Below are 17,200 nucleotides of genomic sequence, written 5' to 3' on the forward strand. Positions count from 1 at the left end.
ATGCAGTATGTATTGGAACCGGACGATATTTATAAAGCGCTATTTGCACTGATAGCGGGCCTGATTCTGGGTCTGGAACGGGAACTGAAAGATAAGGCGGCGGGCATTAAGACCATCAGTGTGATCTGTCTGGGCGCCTGTCTGTTTACCGTACTGTCCCTAAAAAGTGGTAACCAGTTTACAGATGGGGCGCGGATCGCCTCCTATGTGGTGGCGGGCGTGGGCTTTCTGGGGGCAGGGGTCATTTTCAAGGATGGCCATAATGTGTCCGGCCTGACTACAGCCAGTGTTATATGGATTGCCGCCGCCATCGGCATGGCCATCGGTTACGGAGAAATATTCCTGGCGGCGGTCTTTCTGCTGGCCTGTATGCTGATAGTTTATACAAGCCGCTACCTGAATCTGGCCCTGTTTTCCGGAAAAACCAATAAAGTACTCGTTATGGTCCTGCCGCAGAACAGCTGGCAGCTCAAAGGCCAGATCATTGAAAAAATCCGGCAGCTTTCCTACCGGGTGGAAGAGCTGAAACTGGAATCTTATCCCGATAAACTGATTGTCAGCCTGGATATTATGGTCGTCACAACAAGGCTTCCGCAGTTGGAGGCTTTCCTGATTGAAGAGAAGCGCATTGAGCGTTTCGAACTGTAATAAGTCAACAACACCATTCAGAACTGGTGCAGGTAGGAAAGCCCATAGGTGAAAATCAGGTTTTGCTTGCCCGTGCGGCCGATTTTATTATACGTGAATCGGGAAGCCATACTCAAACCCTTCCAGATCGAATAACTGAGCTCTGAATCACTAGAGAGGATATGGTCACTGATCTGCTCGAAAGAAGGTTGAAAGTAATTACTGGTTCTGAATTGCAGTCGCTCTGCCAGCAGATACTGAAACTGGATGCGCAGTGAGTTCCGGATGGTCTGGTAGCTAACGATACTGCTGTCAGTTTCAATGATACGACTGCGCTCACCCAGGATCCCATCGCTGATATTGAGCCAGATATTTTTTTTGTTCAGCAGGTTATAGGCCACACCAATACCCAGTTGTCCCTGGCTTTTAATATTGAGGGAATAACTGCTGGTATAGTTCAGCAAGCCCCAGTAATAAAACTCCGAGCCCGATCGATAAAGGTTGACATTGCTGCTGAGCGCAATATCACTATTGGTCCGTTTTTCAGGCGTGCCGCCATAGAGCCAGGCTGCATTCAGGTTCAGGGCGCTCCTGCCTTTGCGGGCGCCAAAACTCAAATTATTGTTGAGCAAATAGGAGGTGCCATCATTGGTCTTATTCAGTGAGCCCGTCGCGCTCAGTTTTAAAGAAGCGGAAACCGTATCGGCTTTTTGGGCCCAGGCATGAAAGCTGGTCAATAGGCCGATAAAGCAAATAATAATTTTCATTATTTAATTATTTCAGTTAAGGTCGAGATGCCGGAACCTAAAATACAGTGGATCGTTGCATCGCTGAGGGGTTCAGTCCCGAACCGGAGATTCGGTGAAAGTGGTCTGTTGCCACGGCGGTAAAATTAGTAAAAGAAAACAGGCCGCCAGCCGGGAGCGAAGCGGATTGGCACTTCAAAACCCGGAAAAGCGCCGGGCCGGGTTGGAGGAAGTGCAGATGGACAGGATCCGCCTATCTATTTAAGATACCGCTTCATTTCCCGGTCCAGTTCTTTTTGTTTCAGACTTTCCCTTTTATCATAGAGTTTTTTGCCCTTGCCCAAACCAATTTCCAGTTTGATAAAATTCCGGTCGTTCATAAAGATCTTCAAGGGGATGAGCGTGAAGCCCTTTTCTTTGAGCTGGGCGGCTATTTTACGGATTTCTCTTTTCTGTAACAGGAGTTTCCGGTCCCTGTCGGCATCGTGGTTATTGACGGTGCCATGAGAATAGGGGGCTATGTGCAATCCTTTAATCCAGAGCTCCCCTTTATGAAGAAAGCAATAACTGTCATTAAAGCTGGCCCGACCTTCGCGCAGGGACTTGACTTCAGTGCCCAGCAATACCATGCCACACACATAAGTGCTATCCACAAAATATTCATGAAATGCGGACCGGTTCTTTATGGAAATGGATGCGGCCATAGCCTCTATTTCTGATATTGACTGCTGCGTGCCGCGGGTAGTTGCAGGAACTGGCGGCCGGGGATTTTAATGTCCGAACAGGTAGATGACCTGCGCAAGTTTCTTTTTTAAATCATGACGGTTGACGATGAAATCAAGGAAGCCGTGTTCCAGCAGAAATTCACTGCGCTGGAAACCTTCCGGCAGGTCTTTTTTGATCGTTTCCTTAATAACACGGGGGCCGGCAAATCCGATCAGGGCGCCGGGTTCGGCAATATTCAGATCCCCGAGCATCGCAAAGGATGCCGAAACACCTCCGAAAGTGGGGTCCGTTAGAAGGGAAATATAAGGCAACCGGGCATCACTTAACTGAGAGAGTTTACCGCTGGTCTTGGCCATCTGCATCAGGGAGAAGGCACTTTCCATCATCCGGGCACCACCGCTTTTACTGATAAGGACATAAGGCAGGCGATGCTGAATGCAATAATCCACAGCGCGGGCAAATTTTTCGCCCATGACACTTCCCAGCGAACCACCGATAAATTCAAAATCCATACTGGCGATCACCATTTCCTGACCATCCACCTTACCGACTGCTACCCGCATAGAATCCGAAAGATTGGAATTAGCTGCGATGTCTTCCAGCCGCTTTTTATAGGCTTTCAGGTCTGTAAAGCCCAGAAAATCCTTGCTTTTGATATTATTAAACAGCTCCTGGTATTCATTGTTATCAAAAAGCACTTCGAAATACTGGCTGCTGTTCAGGCGGTGGTGATAACCACATTTCGGACAAACATATAATTGTTCTTTTAATTCTGCCAGTGTAGAAATATAGTTGCATTCGGGGCATTTGGTCCAGAGCCCTTCCTGAGTTTCTTTTTTTTCAGAAGTTTTTGTGAGGATACCCTTTTTGATTCTCCTGAACCAGCCCGATTTCTGGTCCTTACCCTGCTCGCCGGCCAGGTCAGCATCAAAATCTTCTATCTGTTCTGCCATATTAACTGAATATGATTTGATAAGGTCACAAACCTACATAAAATTTTCCATTCCGGCTGTCCGTGTATTATTCGTACTGCTGACTGCTCCCGGCGGAATATCGGGTCGGCTACCACCCGGAACGATAGGGTCCGGGTGGTCCGCGATACGGCTATTTATGTAAGAACCGGGTTTTCCTGCCGGATTTTGCGGGAAGGCAGGCTGGTCTTTTTCTTTTTCCTGCGTCGTCCCCACCAGATCAGGAAGCCGGTGATAGGCAGGCTGGTGGCGATCAGTCCGCCCAGGAAAGTCAGCAGTTTGCCCAGCTGTCCCATCCATTTACCCATGTGCAGGTTCCAGTAGGCATTTTCCACTTTGTTATGCCGGTTGACATAAGCCGGGGGGAGCAGTTCGCGGCCCGTACGCTGATCCACATAGATCCGTTGGGCATTTTCGGCACTTTTCAGCCCAATGCTTTTGGCGATTTTCATCACATAATATGCGGAAGAGTCGTTCATGTCCCAGGTATAAATCTGAATTTCTTTCTTGTCCGGATATTTTTCGAAAAGCCTGGTTTCGAGGGTTGCATAATGGGCGTTGTGGCCGGGGGCAGTTCTTGCGTCTTCGATCTCATGTTCCCATTCGTGGGCCGCTGCCGAAGTACCAAAAGTTTTCAGGGTGAGGTTTTGTACCGGTTTAAAAGCGATAATCAAACCTGTTAGCGTAAGGATCAGACAAACGGTCAGTGCATAGAACCCCATGACATTATGCAGGTCGTAGTTCAATCGCTTGAATTTAGCCTTCCATTTGATCTTAAAACTGGCATCCCGATTGTGTTTGTTCCATTTGGCCGGCCACCAGAGTATCAGCCCCGTGATCAGCTCTATCAGAAAGATAATTGACGCAATATCGACGATCCAATGGCCGATTTCACCACTCAGGAGTTCAGCATGCAGGTGGGCGGTCACGTAGAAGAAATGAATGGTGGGATCCACTTTCAGAATCTTGCCGGTATACGGGTCCATATAGGCCATACGAAGCCCTTCTTTCGGATTGAATATATTCAGTCGGGTCGCCCTTTTGGGATCTTTATAACTGACTATATAACCCGGATTGCGTTCTCCGGGAAAGGCCGCTTGGAATTTGGCCACTATGGCTGCCGGGGAAAGCTTTTCAGCACCCACCTGTTCTACAAATCGATGCTTGCCGGCCGAAAGTTCCATGATCTCGTCTGAATAGACGACGATGGTACCCGTCAGACAAACTACGATAAGGATCAGCGCTGAAATTAAACTGGGCCATAAATGAATCCAGGCTATGATTTTGTCAAAAGTCTTGTTTTTCTTATGCTTTCTGGGTGCTTCCCCCCCTGATTTTCTTCCCATCATGGATCAATTGATTTCGGTTTGATAGTATTAGTGATTATGGGCAACTTCAGCAACAACTGGTTGAAGCCCCTGGTTCCTGAGAGATGGCCCAAAAACAGCGCTTGCCACATGGGTTTTTGCCGGGCCCTCTTTTCCAGGTGGCGCAAAGGGCCGACCCGGTAATTGGCTTGTAAACGAAATGGATAAACAGGTATGTAGAAACATGTTATTAGGATAATACGCGAGCATTCTTCTGTCTGTCCGTCCGCGCACTCCTTTCGAAGGCAGAAAACAGTCAAAAACGCTGCAAAATTAACCATACCGGTATGGCCGGTGTTTTCGAGATCGGGAAAAAATTAGGCAGGGAACCGGCAGGTCAGCATACTGCGCCAGCAGGAGGGTCCGCTTTTTTCAGGGTAAAGCAGCCAGCCTTCGGGGTTAGTTCCCTGGTATCTCCAGTTTTTGGGCCAGCCAACTTTCACCAAGGGGAAGGATCCAGCGGGTTTCCAGTTCCTTTTTTGACCCTACCAGATTATTGAAATAAAGGGTCTGATTATCAATAAAGCCCTGTTCCAAAGCATATTGTACCTGGCTGTAGGGGATTACCTGCACTTTGTCCTTTACCAGAAATGCCAGATTGGTTCTGTCGAAAAGACTGATTTGGTAGGTCTGCTCCAGGCTTTTAATAAACCGGACGGAACTGTCGGTACTGCAGCCACTTACGCCCGCATAGGTTTCGTCCGCCATCAATACGATGAACTGACCGAAGAAAAGGAAGGCGGCGGTTTTAAGGGCATTGCCATGACTTTGCCACTCCCGGCTAAACGTGCTCAGTCTTTCTTCAGCATCGAGCGCCTCACCCAATGATAGTATTCTGCTGGACTGGTAAATCCATACCCGGGATGCGGGATCAAAATCCACCGGCAGTTGTTCTTTATAGTTCAGATTCATAAAATCAAAATTCCTTGCACTGTAAAACCACAAAATTAAAGCTTCTCACCGGAATCCGGAAGCTCACCGGATACGGCACTGATACTGAGGGCTACAATTTCCGCAATGTCCAATACCTGGACCTGATCTTCCTGTTCGCTGTTCTTAATGCCATCGGTCAACATGGTGTTGCAAAACGGACACGCGGACGCAATAATCCCGGCGCCGGTCTCCAGTGCTTCACGGGTACGTTCGGTATTAATCCGCCTTTCGCCTTTTTCCTCTTCCTTAAACATTTGAGCCCCACCAGCGCCACAACAGAGCCCATTGGAACGGCAACGACCCATTTCTACGAGTTCGGCATCCAGCTGTTCCAGAATCTGCCGGGGTGCTTCATAGATATCGTTCGCCCTTCCCAGATAGCAACTGTCATGATAAGTAATTTTCCGGCCCTGAAAACTGCCCGATTCCTGCATCACAATTTTGCCGGTATCCAACAATTGCTGCAGGAAGGTGGTATGATGAATGACTTCATACCGGCCACCAAGTTCCGGATATTCATTTTTGAGGATATTAAAACAGTGCGGGCAGGTGGTGATGATTTTCTGAACGCCATATCCGTTCAATAACTGGATATTCTGATAGGCCATCATCTGAAACAGAAATTCGTTGCCCGCTCGTCGGGCGGGATCGCCGGTGCACATTTCCTCTTTGCCGAGGATGGCATAGCGTATTTTTATTTTTTCAAGAATCTGCACAAAAGCCCGGGTAATACGTTGTGCCCGCTGGTCGAAACTCCCGGCACAGCCCACCCAGAAAAGCACTTCGGGTGTTTCACCCCTGGCGGCAAATTCTGCAATTGTAGGTACCTTCATCATATATGGATATTAAGGTTGCTTAAAAGTACTCTTTTATCCGACCCGAACCAACAGGCGGCACAGGTTACCTGATGGAGCTATCGCATATTAATATTATGTTTGTGACCTGCGAATGACAAATTTTTTGAAGAAAATATCTGCCTGGGAGCGTTGGAATTTTTTTGTACTGTATGCGCCCATCGCCCCGGTATGGTTATGGTACTGCCTGCGCAGCAGGTCACTGTGGTTTTTCAGCGCTTCAAATCCGACCATTACTTTTGGAGGTTTTGAAGGTGAGGGTAAAAAAGAAATGTACGAGCAGTTGCCGGCTGAAATGGTTCCCCGCTCGATATACATTACCGCAGGTATGCCTGCCGATGTGTTGCTGAATAAAATTGCCGTAGAGGGTTTTTCCTATCCATTTATCGTAAAGCCAGATGTAGGTATGAAAGGGATTTTATTCAGGGTAATCGGCGATCGGACCCAGTTACTACGTTACCATGAACGGATACCTGTCGAATATATTGTCCAGCAGAAAGTGGATCTGCCGGTCGAAGTCAGTGTTTTTTACTACCGTTACCCCTGGCAACAGCAGGGCCATATTACCGGATTTATTCAGAAGGAACTGCTGCAGGTGACCGGTGATGGTCAGCACTGTTTGAAGGAACTGATCTTGTCCCATCCCCGCGCCCGGCTGCGTTTTGAAGAAATGGAACACCGGCACGGCCACCGTTTCGACCGTATACTGGAAAAGGATGAAGTATTCTATCTGTCATATGCCGGCAATCACAACCGCGGGGCTCATTTTATCAACCTGAATACAGAAATTGACGAACGGCTATTGGAAGTTTTTGATCGTATCAGCCATTATACCGGCACGTTTTATTACGGACGATATGATATTAAAACGACATCGGTGGCTGACCTGAAAGCAGGCCGGAATTTTCAGATTCTGGAGTTTAATGGGGCGGGTGCGGAACCGAACCATATTTATGATTCTGGGATGTCGCTCTGGCAGGCATATCGGGTAATCCTCCGGCATTGGAAGGTTCTTTTTAAGATCAGCCGTTACAACCATCGCCACGGCAGCCCTTACTGGGCCTATCGCAAAGGAAAGGATTTTTTACAGTCGGCCAGGAAGCACTTCCGAATGCTGGAGCAATACGATTAATGTCCTATCAAAAGGGTCGGTGATTTCTTTCAAAACGCCTTGAAAAATTACCTACTTTTAGGTTCAGGGAACATTCGCTTTGTTTTTAAAAGACCCGTTTCCCTCAGCATTCCATTTTGCCTTTCAACCACAAAACCAGAGACCATGAATGTTCAGATACGCCGCCCGATTTTGCTGAATCTTTTGCTTTTGGTATGGATGCAGGCAGGTGCCCAGCATCTGGATTCCAGTTATATCTCGGCCCATTATCAACTGAAGGTTTTTGATATTCCCATGCGGGATGGCATTCGCCTGCATACCCTGGTGTATCTTCCCCTTGATCGACAGCAGCATTATCCGATCCTGCTTAACCGGACCTGTTATAATGCTTCTTTGTTTGGGCACTATGCGTTCAACGGCCGACCCTCGGACTACCTGGTTCGGGATGGTTATATTTTTGTATTTCAGGATGTAAGGGGTCGTTATATGAGCGAAGGTGCGTTCAACAATATGACGCCCAATATTCCAGGGAATGACCCCCGGAATAAAAAAGATATTGATGAAAGTTCCGATACCTGGGATACCATTGAATGGTTACTGGCACATATTAAAGGCCATAACGGCAAGGTGGGGATTTTTGGAATTTCCTATCCGGGCTTTTATTCCTCAGCGGCAATTCCTGATGCCCATCCTGCCCTAAAAGCAGTCTCCCCCCAGGCGCCTGTTGCAGATTTTTACTTTGACGATTTTCACCATAACGGCGCCTATCTGGAAAGTTACACAGCCGCTTTTCCGGTATTCGGTGTGCCTAAACCAGGCAGGGTCAATGCCGCCTGGTACCAGGATCAGCTCGCGCCGTTTTATGAACAACCGCATCCCGATGCCTATGATTTCTATCTCCGTCTGGGACCATTGAAGCAGATCACGGAACAGCTGTACCCCGGAAATAATATTTTCTGGCAGCAGGTGACAGAACATCCCAATTATGACAGTTTCTGGCAGCGTCGCAATATCCTCCCGCATTTGAAAAATGTCCGGCCGGCAGTCATGGTTGTGGGTGGTTGGTTTGACGCTGAGGATCTCTATGGGCCGCTGAATACCTACAAAACGATTGAACGGCATTCGCCCGGTGCGGCAAATACCCTGGTAATGGGCCCATGGGGTCATGGCGACTGGGCCAGGGAAACGCAGCATGCCGTGCACAATCATCTTTATTTCGGCGATAGTATTTCTACCTATTACCTGCGTGATGTGGAACTCCCGTTTTTTCAGCATTATCTCAAGGACATGCCGGTAGCCGATGCGCCTGAAGCCCTGATGTTCAACACAGGCACCAAATCATGGGAGCGCCATGAGCAGTGGCCGGATAACGATCAACCCGTCCTGCATTTTTATTTCGGACTGGATTATACCCTGACCCGAAAAGCGCCTGCGCCTGGCAGCGAATATCGTTTTTCCTATGTCAGCGATCCTGCCAAACCGGTCCCTTACCGGTCTGAAACTGAAGGGCTGGCATTTACACCCCGCCTTTATATGAGCGACGATCAACGACAGGCGTCCAGAAGAACCGATGTCCTGAGTTTTCAGACCGATACGCTCCGCGAAGCCCTCACCTTCTCAGGAGAGATCATGGCCCGCCTTAAAGTTTCGATGACGGGCAGTGATGCTGATTTCATCGTAAAAATCATTGATGTTTATCCCGATAACACGCCACAGAATCCGTTGAATCCGCCCAATATAATTATGGGTGGCTACCAGCAACTTGTTCGGGCAGAGGTTTTCAGGGGCCGGTTCCGCAATAGTTTTGAAAGACCTGAGGCTTTTGTGCCCGGCGTTCCGGCCTGGGTGCCCATACGGCTTCAGGATGTGTTGCATACCTTCAAGAAAGGCCATCGTATTATGGTACAGGTACACAGCACCTGGTTTCCTTATATCGACCGTAATCCCCAGAACTATGTTGACAATATATATAAGGCCGATGCTTCAGATTTTACAAAGGCAACGATTACGCTTTATCCGGAGTCAGAGATCCTCGTAAACGGCAGACAAGATTAAAAGGCCCTAACGCTGGGTTCAGAACGGGTGTAACGCTTGAAATTCAGCCGTATTCATTTAAATTTGCCGGTATAGAATTATACTAATATATGAGTGCAGATAAACATGTGGAGGAGCCCCAAAGCCTGAATTTTCTGGAAGAAATTGTTGAAAAAGATCTGGCATCCGGTAAGTACCAGTCGATTATGACCCGTTTCCCGCCAGAACCCAACGGGTACCTGCATATAGGTCATGCCAGCAGTATCTGCCTTAATTTCGGTTTGACCGAAAAATACGGCGGAGGCACCAACCTCCGTTTTGACGATACGAACCCGGTTACCGAAGAAACCGCTTACGTAGAAAGTATCAAGAATGACATCCGGTGGCTGGGTTACAAGTGGGCTAATGAGTATTATGCGTCGGATTATTTTGAAACCCTGTATGGATTGGCCGTTCGTTTGATTGAAAAAGGGCTGGCCTATGTGGATGATAGCAGCAGTGAGACCATTGCCACTGAAAAAGGTACACCGACCCAGCCGGGGCGGCGCAACGCATTTGCGGACCGTTCAGTGACTGAAAACTTGCAGCTTTTTGCCGATATGCGCGCAGGTAAATATCAGGATGGTGAAAAAGTGCTTCGGGCCAAAATCGATATGGAGTCATCCAATATGCTGATGCGGGATCCTATTTTATACCGGATCAAGCATACTGCCCACCACCGTACCGGTGACAGTTGGTGTATCTATCCCATGTATGATTTTGCTCATGGACAGAGCGATGCCATCGAGCAGATTACCCACTCCATCTGCACTATGGAATTTGTTCCCCACCGGGAGGTATACGACTGGCTCATCAGGCAGCTGGAGATCTATCCTTCACACCAGTATGAATTTGCCCGCAGAAACCTGAGTCATACCGTAACCAGTAAACGAAAATTACTGGAACTGGTGACCAGGGGTTATGTCAAAGGCTGGGATGATCCCCGGATGCCGACGATTGCCGGTTACCGCAGACGAGGTTATACCCCTGCCAGTATCCGGGAATTCTGCCACAGGATCGGGGTCGGTAAAAGAGATAATATGGTGGATCTTGGCCTGCTGGAATTCTGTGCCCGTGAAGATCTCAACCGAATTGCGCTGAGAAGGATGGTGGTATTTGATCCCGTCAGGCTGGTGATTACCAACTACGAAAAAGACAATGAATTACTCGATGCTGAAAACAACCCCGAAGATCCGGATGCCGGACATCGGCAACTGAGCTTTAGCCGGGACTTGTTTATCGAAAGGGAGGATTTTATGGAAAATCCCCCTAAAAAATATTTTAGATTGGCACCCGGTCAGAAAGTGCGTTTGAAACATGCCTATATCATACAGTGTGATGAAGTAATTAAAGATGAAAACGGTGTCGTGCAGCAATTGAATTGTACTTATTTCCCGGATTCGAAAAGCGGGGATGATCGTTCGGGGATTCATGTGAAAGGCACCCTACATTGGGTGAATGCTGCAGACCATATATCCATAGACGTACATGAATATGACCGGCTTTTCACGGTGGAAGATCCTGCCGCTGAAGGAGGCGACTTTACCGACTTTATCAATCCTGATGCATTACGAACCGTTTCGGGTGCATTGGCAGAGCCGGCGCTGGCTGGTGCAGGCTCGGGAGATCATTTTCAGTTTTTGCGAAAGGGCTATTTTATTCTGGACAAGGACAGTCCGGAAAAGCCGCTGATTTTTAACCGGACGGTGACGCTCAAAGATGGCTGGGCCAAGAAGGGCCGTTAATGCTTTTTGGGGTTCATATCACCGGCATAAATGATTACCGGTATGCGCCATATCTACCTTTGTGACTGGCAGGATTTTTTTCTTTCGGGAGAGGGCTGGGGCTTTCTGCCTGAAGTGATGCTGCGTAGTTTTATTGCTTTTGCTGTGGTGCTGCTCGCCCTGAAACTTACGGGCAAGAAAGGCGTCAGGCAGCTCACCCTGTTCGAATTGGTCATTATCCTGACACTGGGTTCCGCTGCCGGTGATATGAGTTTCTACAAGGAAGTGGGGGTATTGCCAGCCGTGCTCACGATAGTGTGCATTATCATACTATACAAACTCATCACCTGGCTGATTGTCCGTTCTTCCCGGCTGGAACGTTTTATGGAGGGGGAACCGGTTGTGATCATTGAGCAGGGACGCTATACCCAGAAGGCGATCGAAGAGGAGCATATCTCTTTTGATGAATTTTTCATGGAACTCCGTCAGGCTGGTGTGGAGCATCTGGGTCAGGTCCGTTATGCTATCCTGGAAGTCAACGGGCAATTGAGCGTGTTTAAAAATGCCGAAAAGGATGTCCGGCCTGGTCTGCGTATTCTACCACAATACCTAGGGAAACATTATACCAGCAATTTTCCGGAAGACGGATGGTATGGTTGTGTGAGTTGCGGAACAACCATTTATGCCCATGGTGGCACTGCACCCGCCTGCCCTGATTGTGGTCATACCCGCTGGTCTGCGGGATCGGGAGGGACGACAGAGGCAGCACCCTAAAAAAAAATCCCGCCAATGGCAGGATTCTCTTTAATAATCTGAATGTTTTCAGCCTATGCTTTTGCTGCAGTTTTATCAGCAACAGCTCTGCGTTTTTCACGGATACGTGCGCTTTTACCGCTTCTTTTTCTCTGATAAAAAAGTTTGGCTCTGCGTACCTGGCCGACTTTATTCAATACGATTGAGTCGATATTGGGTGAAGTGTAAGGGAATAACCTTTCTACGCCAATTCCGTCAGAAATTTTTCTAACGGTAAATGTGGCCGTATGCCCGGTTCCCTGTTTTTTGATCACATCGCCTTTAAAAGACTGTATACGTTCTTTATTACCTTCTATAATTCTATAGTTTACAGTAATATTATCACCTGCTTTGAAAGCCGGAAATTTCTTTTTTTGAGTCAATTGCTCATGAACGAAAGCTACCGCGTTGCTCATAACTTAAATTTTTAAGGACTGCAAAGGTAAGGGAAATAGTTCACAATTTCATTCAACCCCGCCGAAAGATTTTAGACCTCCGCTGGTTCAGGTGGTTTCGAGAGGCAGACATCCCCACAGGTACCGGCAGGCTGACTGGTAAGGGCCTTTCCGGCAACACGACGCGCCAGAAATTTTCGGCCACTGTACAGGATCAACAGGGCGACGGTGGCACAAACGGCCATTACAAAACCCATCGGGACCGCCGTCTGATCATGAAACACGCTGACCAGGGCAGAAGAGATTGTACCTACGGCCATTTGGATGCAACCCATTAAGGCTGAAGCAGATCCGGCATTTTTTTCGAAGGGTTCAAGGGCCAGTGCCGAAGCATTGGGAAAAGTAAAACCCTGGCAAGCCAGAAAAATGCAACAAAGCAGTACCGAAGCCGTCATCCCCCACCAGCCGGCCATAAAACCTCCCAGCAGGAGCAGTCCTGTGACCACCTGCAGCAATACGGCTCTGGGTACGATGACCCGGCTGCTGGTGAACCGCAGAATCTGAGCATTGATCTGGGTGGCAATGATCAGTCCTGCGGCGATGATCGAGAAAATCCAGCCATATTCTTTTTCCGTGGTCCCGAAGATTTCCATAAAAACATGGGGCGACCCCGAGATATAGGCATACAGGCCGGCAGCGGTAAAAGCACCGGCAAAAGCGAATATGACAAATTGAGGCTGTTGGAAGACTTCCCCAAATTTGCGCAGAATGGAACGGGGGGCCAGCGAATATTCGGGATCGGGTTCCCGGCTCTCCGGCAGGTAGAAAATACAGAGAACCAGTACCAGGATACCCAGTAGCAATAAGACCGCAAATACATACCTCCAGCCCAGAGCAGCGGTCACATAGCCTCCCAGGGTGGGGGCAATAATCGGCGACACGCCTACCACCAGCATCAGCAGGGAGAATATCTTGGCATTTTCGGAGACCGGAAATAGATCCCTTACCATGGCCCGGGATGCCACCATTCCGACACATCCCCCCAGGGCCTGCAAAAATCTGAGGGCAATTAATAGGTTTACTGAACCGGCAAATGCGCAGCCTGCCGAAGCCAGGATATACACGACCAGACCGATATACAGGGGCTTTTTACGCCCGTATTTATCCAATAGCGGACCATAAAGCAACTGGCCGGCAGAAATACCGATAAAAAAGCTCGACAGGGTCAGCGAAACCCTGCTGACATCTGTGCCCAGATCCCCGGCAATACTGGGAAAGCCCGGCAGGTACATGTCGATTGAAAAAGGCCCGATCGCGCTCAGGAGCCCCAGGATGAATATTTTCAGGAATTTGCTACTGCCCTTCATTGAATAGTATTTACGGGGCAAGCTTTCGATACATTGAACAGCAAAATAACTGAATTTGTCAGAAATTGTTCAAAAGATATGAGAAGAAAGAATCTGTTTACCAGAAAACGCCGTTGAACGGTTTGCGGGAACAGGGAGGCTACTGTGTATTAAACAGGGGTCTCTTTGCAGGCGGATCCTGGCGCCGGGGCGGCCCATCTGGGTGCAAATCCTCCATTCCGATATAGACTTCCAGTGCTTTTTTGAGCTTGCCTTTGCGGGCCAGCTTATATGCGGCTTTATTGTTTTTTACCAGCCCGGTTACTTCTTCTCTGTCTGCGGCACGTATCCGGTCCTGATCTTCGATAAACAAGAGGTCTGAAGGGCTATTCGTCTGGTAAAAGCGTTCCACATTCCGGTGGAGTTTACAGAGCCAGTATTGATTTTCGAAATTAATCAGGGATTCCCGCCCGCCGGCAGTTTGTTGGCTGAGGCTTTTGATGGCTTCCGGTCGCAGGCTCCGGGTCCTGCCTTCCGCATTTTGCAGCTCCAGGATGGCAACGCCTTCCCGGATTTTAATCTGACCGGAACCCGTGATCCGGCTGCCGTCTTTGAGTTCGGCAAAGAATAACCGGCCATTGCCCTGCGAATGATCAGCGTTTTTCGGACGCTGCACGGGCCTGGCTGTAGTCGGAGGGTCTGCGGGTGCTGTTGTCTGGGCCTGAATCCTTGTCTGCAACAACAGACTACCACCCAGTAAAAATATAATAAACTTCATGTGATCTGGAATTAAAAGATCCGAAAAGCCAGCCGGTTTGCCGGTCGAACCTGCCTGTAAAGGTACCCTGCTATGCTCCGCCGGCCCACCAACAGCATGATAAAAAAAACTTAAACCCTGGACAAGGGCCTGAAAAAGCCGGTCAGATCACTGCCGGCTTTTAAAAAGTATTGAAATTTGGATGGATTAGCGGGCAACGTTAACCGCTCTTTTTTCCCGGATAACTGTGACCTTAATTTGTCCCGGAAAGGTCATTTCTGTCTGTATTTTCTGGGCGATTTCAAAAGACAGTTTATCGCTATCCTGGTCACTGACTTTTTCAGATTCCACGATCACCCGAAGTTCCCGTCCGGCCTGAATGGCATAAGCTTTTTCCACACCCGGATAGCTGGTCGCCAGGTTCTCCAGGTCCTTGATCCGTTGCAGGTATTGCTGCATGATTTCCCGGCGTGCACCCGGTCGGGCGCCACTGATGGCGTCACAGGCCTGAACAATGGGGGATATTACATACTGCATTTCCACTTCATCGTGGTGGGCGGCGATGGCATTGACAACAGCCGGATTCTCACCATATTTTTCAGCCAGTTTGGCCCCCAGCAGGGCATGACTCAGTTCGCTTTCTTCATCGGGGACTTTCCCAATATCGTGAAGGAGACCCGCTCTTTTGGCCAGTTTGGGATTCAGGCCCAGTTCCGCTGCCATGGTGGCACAGAGATTGGCAGTTTCACGGCTGTGCATCAGCAGGTTCTGTCCATAGGAAGAACGGTAACGCATCCTACCGACCATCCGGACCAGCTCCTTATGTAAACCATGTATACCCAGATCAATGACCGTACGTTCGCCAATTTCCATTACCTGCTCTTCGATCTGGCGGCGTGTTTTATCGACTACTTCCTCAATTCGGGCCGGATGGATTCTACCGTCGGCAACCAGGCGCTGCAAACTGAGTCGTGCTATTTCGCGGCGCAGGGGGTCAAAACAGGACAGCAGGATGGCTTCCGGTGTATCATCGACGATCAGATCCACTCCGGTAGCAGCTTCCAGGGCCCGGATATTCCGCCCTTCACGGCCAATAATCTGGCCCTTGACTTCATCACTGTCCAGGTTAAATACCGTAATCGAATTTTCGATGGCCTGTTCTGCCGCGGTACGCTGAATGGTCTGAATAACGATCTTGCGGGCTTCCTTATTAGCTTTTTGTTTGGCATCATCGATAATTTCCTGCTGGATACCAATAGCCTGGGTCTGGGCTTCATTCTTAAGGCTTTCCACCAACTGTACCTTCGCTTCTTCAGCGGTCAGACCGGCAATTTTCTCCAGTCGCCGGATATGTTCTTCCTGGTGTTTTTCCAGTTCGGTACGTTTGCGGTTAACTACCTCTATCTGTTTGTTGAGGTTTTCCTTGATAATATCGTTTTCCTTGATTTGTTTTTCGATATTATTTTCTTTCTGACTCAGGGATTGTTCTTTCTGCCGGATGCGATTTTCGCCTTCGGTAATCTTACGGTTGCGTTCGTTAACATCCTTGTCGTGAGCTGATTTGAGGCCGACAAATTTCTCTTTAGCCTGAAGTTCCTTTTCTTTCCGGATGTTTTCAGCCTTGAGTCCGGCTTCCTTGATAATGGTATTTGCTTTTAATTCAGCTTCTTCGATTTTTTGTTGGGTATTTTTGGCAAAAATAAATTTACCTGCCACGATGCCCGCTACGAGGCCTGCCAGCGCAACCAGTACAGTAATTATTATGGGATCCATTAAAGTTCATTTAAATTTTTCTTTCGAAAACGGTTCTACAAAATCATTATTATTAAAAAATACCCGGCCTTAGGGCGGGTAAGAGGCGAAGATAACAAAAAATGGGCTAGACCCTGTATAGAATTCTGCGGGTATTGGAACCCGTGCCGGCGCATTGCGTGACAGTCGTAATTTGGCGCATCTGCGCCTGCAGCTTCTAAAGGATCAGCAATTTTCGAAAACGATTTTGGGGGGTAGACTGGTGAAAAGAAGGGGTGCAGCTGACGGCTATGCCCGAACCGCCTCACCGGGGCAGGTGCAAATTAAGACAATTTTTCGTCGATAAGCGATTCGATCTGACCGAGTTTCTGCATCAAATGTTTTTCATCGGCCATCGAAACGTTTTTCGATGCACTCTCAGTGGCAAACCAGACCAGGACCATGGAAATATAGTCCTGCATATCCTTACCCGGCATGGCCTTTTTAAACTCCACAATCTTATCATTGATGATTTTGACCGACTGCCTGACCGTTTGTTCGTCCTCGGCGGACATATGTACATGAAAATTTCTGTCAGCGATATTGATATTGGCGGGGATTAGATTTTTTTTGGACATAAAAGCCTGAAGTTTTATCATTGAAGGCGCTGCTGCAGGTTCGGTTACCTATACACTCAACAGCGCGATACATTTATCGATTTCTTTAATGTAGCCGTTGATTTTCTTTTCGAATGCTTTCTTTTCCCCGGGTTCCATTCCGTTCTGGCTGTATTTTTTGGCGTCCAGCTGATGTTGAAGTGCTTCAGCGGCACCGGCTGCCGCCAGTGTCTGTTGTTTCGCTTCGTCGAGCGCGTTTCTTAAAGATTGATTTTCCTTGACGATGGCTGCATGCCTGCGGATCAGTAATTGGAGTTTGTCCTGAATGGATTTTATTTTTTCTTCAAGTACCTGGGACATAGCGGGAAAGAATCAAATAATATTGAAAAAATAGATACCGGTTACCCTATACTTTCCCGGCAAAATAGTT

At 48.4% G+C, this 17,200-nt stretch carries 17 protein-coding genes; 5 read left to right on the forward strand and 12 right to left on the reverse strand.

What is annotated here, in order from left to right:
• Window positions 1-648, forward strand: a complete 648-nt coding sequence (locus ACYVI9_RS06095; RefSeq protein WP_460762038.1) for an MgtC/SapB family protein — start codon at window positions 1-3, stop codon at window positions 646-648.
• A 17-nt stretch (window positions 649-665) separates the two neighbouring features.
• On the opposite strand, the gene ACYVI9_RS06100 is transcribed toward ACYVI9_RS06095, so the two are convergent.
• From ACYVI9_RS06100 to ACYVI9_RS06125, 6 genes are all read right to left on the reverse strand, one after another.
• Window positions 666-1,394 (reverse strand): DUF481 domain-containing protein, encoded by a 729-nt coding sequence (locus ACYVI9_RS06100; RefSeq protein ID WP_460762041.1) that lies wholly within the window; start codon window positions 1,392-1,394, stop codon window positions 666-668.
• Between the two features lie 236 nt (window positions 1,395-1,630).
• Entirely contained in the window at window positions 1,631-2,077 is a 447-nt protein-coding gene (gene smpB / locus ACYVI9_RS06105) for an SsrA-binding protein SmpB (RefSeq protein WP_460762044.1), read from the reverse strand.
• Between the two features lie 66 nt (window positions 2,078-2,143).
• A complete protein-coding gene (gene accD, locus ACYVI9_RS06110) occupies window positions 2,144-3,052 on the reverse strand; it encodes an acetyl-CoA carboxylase, carboxyltransferase subunit beta (protein ID WP_460762047.1) in 909 nt (302 codons plus the stop codon).
• A 155-nt stretch (window positions 3,053-3,207) separates the two neighbouring features.
• On the reverse strand, window positions 3,208-4,419 hold the full coding sequence (locus tag ACYVI9_RS06115; protein WP_460762049.1) for a PepSY-associated TM helix domain-containing protein: 1,212 nt from the start codon (window positions 4,417-4,419) through the stop codon (window positions 3,208-3,210).
• Window positions 4,420-4,836: 417 nt separating this feature from the next.
• On the reverse strand, window positions 4,837-5,349 hold the full coding sequence (locus tag ACYVI9_RS06120; protein ID WP_460762052.1) for a hypothetical protein: 513 nt from the start codon (window positions 5,347-5,349) through the stop codon (window positions 4,837-4,839).
• Window positions 5,350-5,384: 35 nt separating this feature from the next.
• Window positions 5,385-6,206, reverse strand: a complete 822-nt coding sequence (locus ACYVI9_RS06125; protein ID WP_460762055.1) for a (Fe-S)-binding protein — start codon at window positions 6,204-6,206, stop codon at window positions 5,385-5,387.
• A gap of 124 nt (window positions 6,207-6,330) precedes the next feature.
• Between ACYVI9_RS06125 and ACYVI9_RS06130 the strand changes: the two genes are divergently transcribed.
• From ACYVI9_RS06130 to ACYVI9_RS06145, 4 genes are all read left to right on the forward strand, one after another.
• Window positions 6,331-7,356: a hypothetical protein gene (locus ACYVI9_RS06130; protein WP_460762058.1), complete on the forward strand. Its 1,026-nt coding sequence runs from the start codon at window positions 6,331-6,333 to the stop codon at window positions 7,354-7,356.
• A gap of 144 nt (window positions 7,357-7,500) precedes the next feature.
• Window positions 7,501-9,390 carry a CocE/NonD family hydrolase gene (locus ACYVI9_RS06135; protein ID WP_460762061.1) on the forward strand — a complete coding sequence of 630 codons (1,890 nt, stop codon included), beginning with the start codon at window positions 7,501-7,503 and terminating at the stop codon, window positions 9,388-9,390.
• A gap of 89 nt (window positions 9,391-9,479) precedes the next feature.
• Complete coding sequence (locus ACYVI9_RS06140; protein ID WP_460762063.1) at window positions 9,480-11,153, forward strand: glutamine--tRNA ligase/YqeY domain fusion protein; 1,674 nt, start codon at window positions 9,480-9,482, stop codon at window positions 11,151-11,153.
• Between the two features lie 42 nt (window positions 11,154-11,195).
• Window positions 11,196-11,906, forward strand: a complete 711-nt coding sequence (locus ACYVI9_RS06145; protein WP_460762066.1) for a DUF421 domain-containing protein — start codon at window positions 11,196-11,198, stop codon at window positions 11,904-11,906.
• Between the two features lie 53 nt (window positions 11,907-11,959).
• Here the strand turns inward: ACYVI9_RS06145 and rplS are convergent, their stop codons facing one another.
• The 6 genes from rplS to ACYVI9_RS06175 all read right to left on the reverse strand — a co-directional run bounded on the left by rplS (window position 11,960) and on the right by ACYVI9_RS06175 (window position 17,130).
• Window positions 11,960-12,340: a 50S ribosomal protein L19 gene (gene rplS / locus ACYVI9_RS06150; RefSeq protein ID WP_460762069.1), complete on the reverse strand. Its 381-nt coding sequence runs from the start codon at window positions 12,338-12,340 to the stop codon at window positions 11,960-11,962.
• A 71-nt stretch (window positions 12,341-12,411) separates the two neighbouring features.
• On the reverse strand, window positions 12,412-13,686 hold the full coding sequence (locus tag ACYVI9_RS06155; RefSeq protein ID WP_460762072.1) for a multidrug effflux MFS transporter: 1,275 nt from the start codon (window positions 13,684-13,686) through the stop codon (window positions 12,412-12,414).
• A 139-nt stretch (window positions 13,687-13,825) separates the two neighbouring features.
• Window positions 13,826-14,443, reverse strand: a complete 618-nt coding sequence (locus ACYVI9_RS06160) for a hypothetical protein (protein ID WP_460762075.1) — start codon at window positions 14,441-14,443, stop codon at window positions 13,826-13,828.
• A gap of 186 nt (window positions 14,444-14,629) precedes the next feature.
• On the reverse strand, window positions 14,630-16,195 hold the full coding sequence (gene rny / locus ACYVI9_RS06165) for a ribonuclease Y (protein WP_460762078.1): 1,566 nt from the start codon (window positions 16,193-16,195) through the stop codon (window positions 14,630-14,632).
• A 302-nt stretch (window positions 16,196-16,497) separates the two neighbouring features.
• Entirely contained in the window at window positions 16,498-16,791 is a 294-nt protein-coding gene (locus ACYVI9_RS06170) for a cell division protein ZapA (RefSeq protein WP_460762080.1), read from the reverse strand.
• 48 nt (window positions 16,792-16,839) lie between these two features.
• Window positions 16,840-17,130 (reverse strand): hypothetical protein, encoded by a 291-nt coding sequence (locus ACYVI9_RS06175; protein WP_460762083.1) that lies wholly within the window; start codon window positions 17,128-17,130, stop codon window positions 16,840-16,842.
• Between the last annotated feature and the right edge of the window lie 70 nt (window positions 17,131-17,200).

Source organism: Niabella terrae (genome assembly GCF_054783135.1).

Coding starts and splice junctions, on each gene's coding strand:
- ACYVI9_RS06100 (WP_460762041.1), bottom strand. CDS start 1,394: ATGAAAATTATTATTTGCTTTATCGGCCTATTGACCAGCTTTCATGCC.
- ACYVI9_RS06155 (WP_460762072.1), bottom strand. CDS start 13,686: ATGAAGGGCAGTAGCAAATTCCTGAAAATATTCATCCTGGGGCTCCTG.
- ACYVI9_RS06125 (WP_460762055.1), bottom strand. CDS start 6,206: ATGATGAAGGTACCTACAATTGCAGAATTTGCCGCCAGGGGTGAAACA.
- ACYVI9_RS06145 (WP_460762066.1), top strand. CDS start 11,196: ATGCGCCATATCTACCTTTGTGACTGGCAGGATTTTTTTCTTTCGGGA.
- ACYVI9_RS06175 (WP_460762083.1), bottom strand. CDS start 17,130: ATGTCCCAGGTACTTGAAGAAAAAATAAAATCCATTCAGGACAAACTC.
- ACYVI9_RS06115 (WP_460762049.1), bottom strand. CDS start 4,419: ATGATGGGAAGAAAATCAGGGGGGGAAGCACCCAGAAAGCATAAGAAA.
- accD (WP_460762047.1), bottom strand. CDS start 3,052: ATGGCAGAACAGATAGAAGATTTTGATGCTGACCTGGCCGGCGAGCAG.
- ACYVI9_RS06120 (WP_460762052.1), bottom strand. CDS start 5,349: ATGAATCTGAACTATAAAGAACAACTGCCGGTGGATTTTGATCCCGCA.
- ACYVI9_RS06170 (WP_460762080.1), bottom strand. CDS start 16,791: ATGTCCAAAAAAAATCTAATCCCCGCCAATATCAATATCGCTGACAGA.
- rny (WP_460762078.1), bottom strand. CDS start 16,195: ATGGATCCCATAATAATTACTGTACTGGTTGCGCTGGCAGGCCTCGTA.
- ACYVI9_RS06095 (WP_460762038.1), top strand. CDS start 1: ATGCAGTATGTATTGGAACCGGACGATATTTATAAAGCGCTATTTGCA.
- smpB (WP_460762044.1), bottom strand. CDS start 2,077: ATGGCCGCATCCATTTCCATAAAGAACCGGTCCGCATTTCATGAATAT.
- ACYVI9_RS06140 (WP_460762063.1), top strand. CDS start 9,480: ATGAGTGCAGATAAACATGTGGAGGAGCCCCAAAGCCTGAATTTTCTG.
- rplS (WP_460762069.1), bottom strand. CDS start 12,340: ATGAGCAACGCGGTAGCTTTCGTTCATGAGCAATTGACTCAAAAAAAG.
- ACYVI9_RS06160 (WP_460762075.1), bottom strand. CDS start 14,443: ATGAAGTTTATTATATTTTTACTGGGTGGTAGTCTGTTGTTGCAGACA.
- ACYVI9_RS06135 (WP_460762061.1), top strand. CDS start 7,501: ATGAATGTTCAGATACGCCGCCCGATTTTGCTGAATCTTTTGCTTTTG.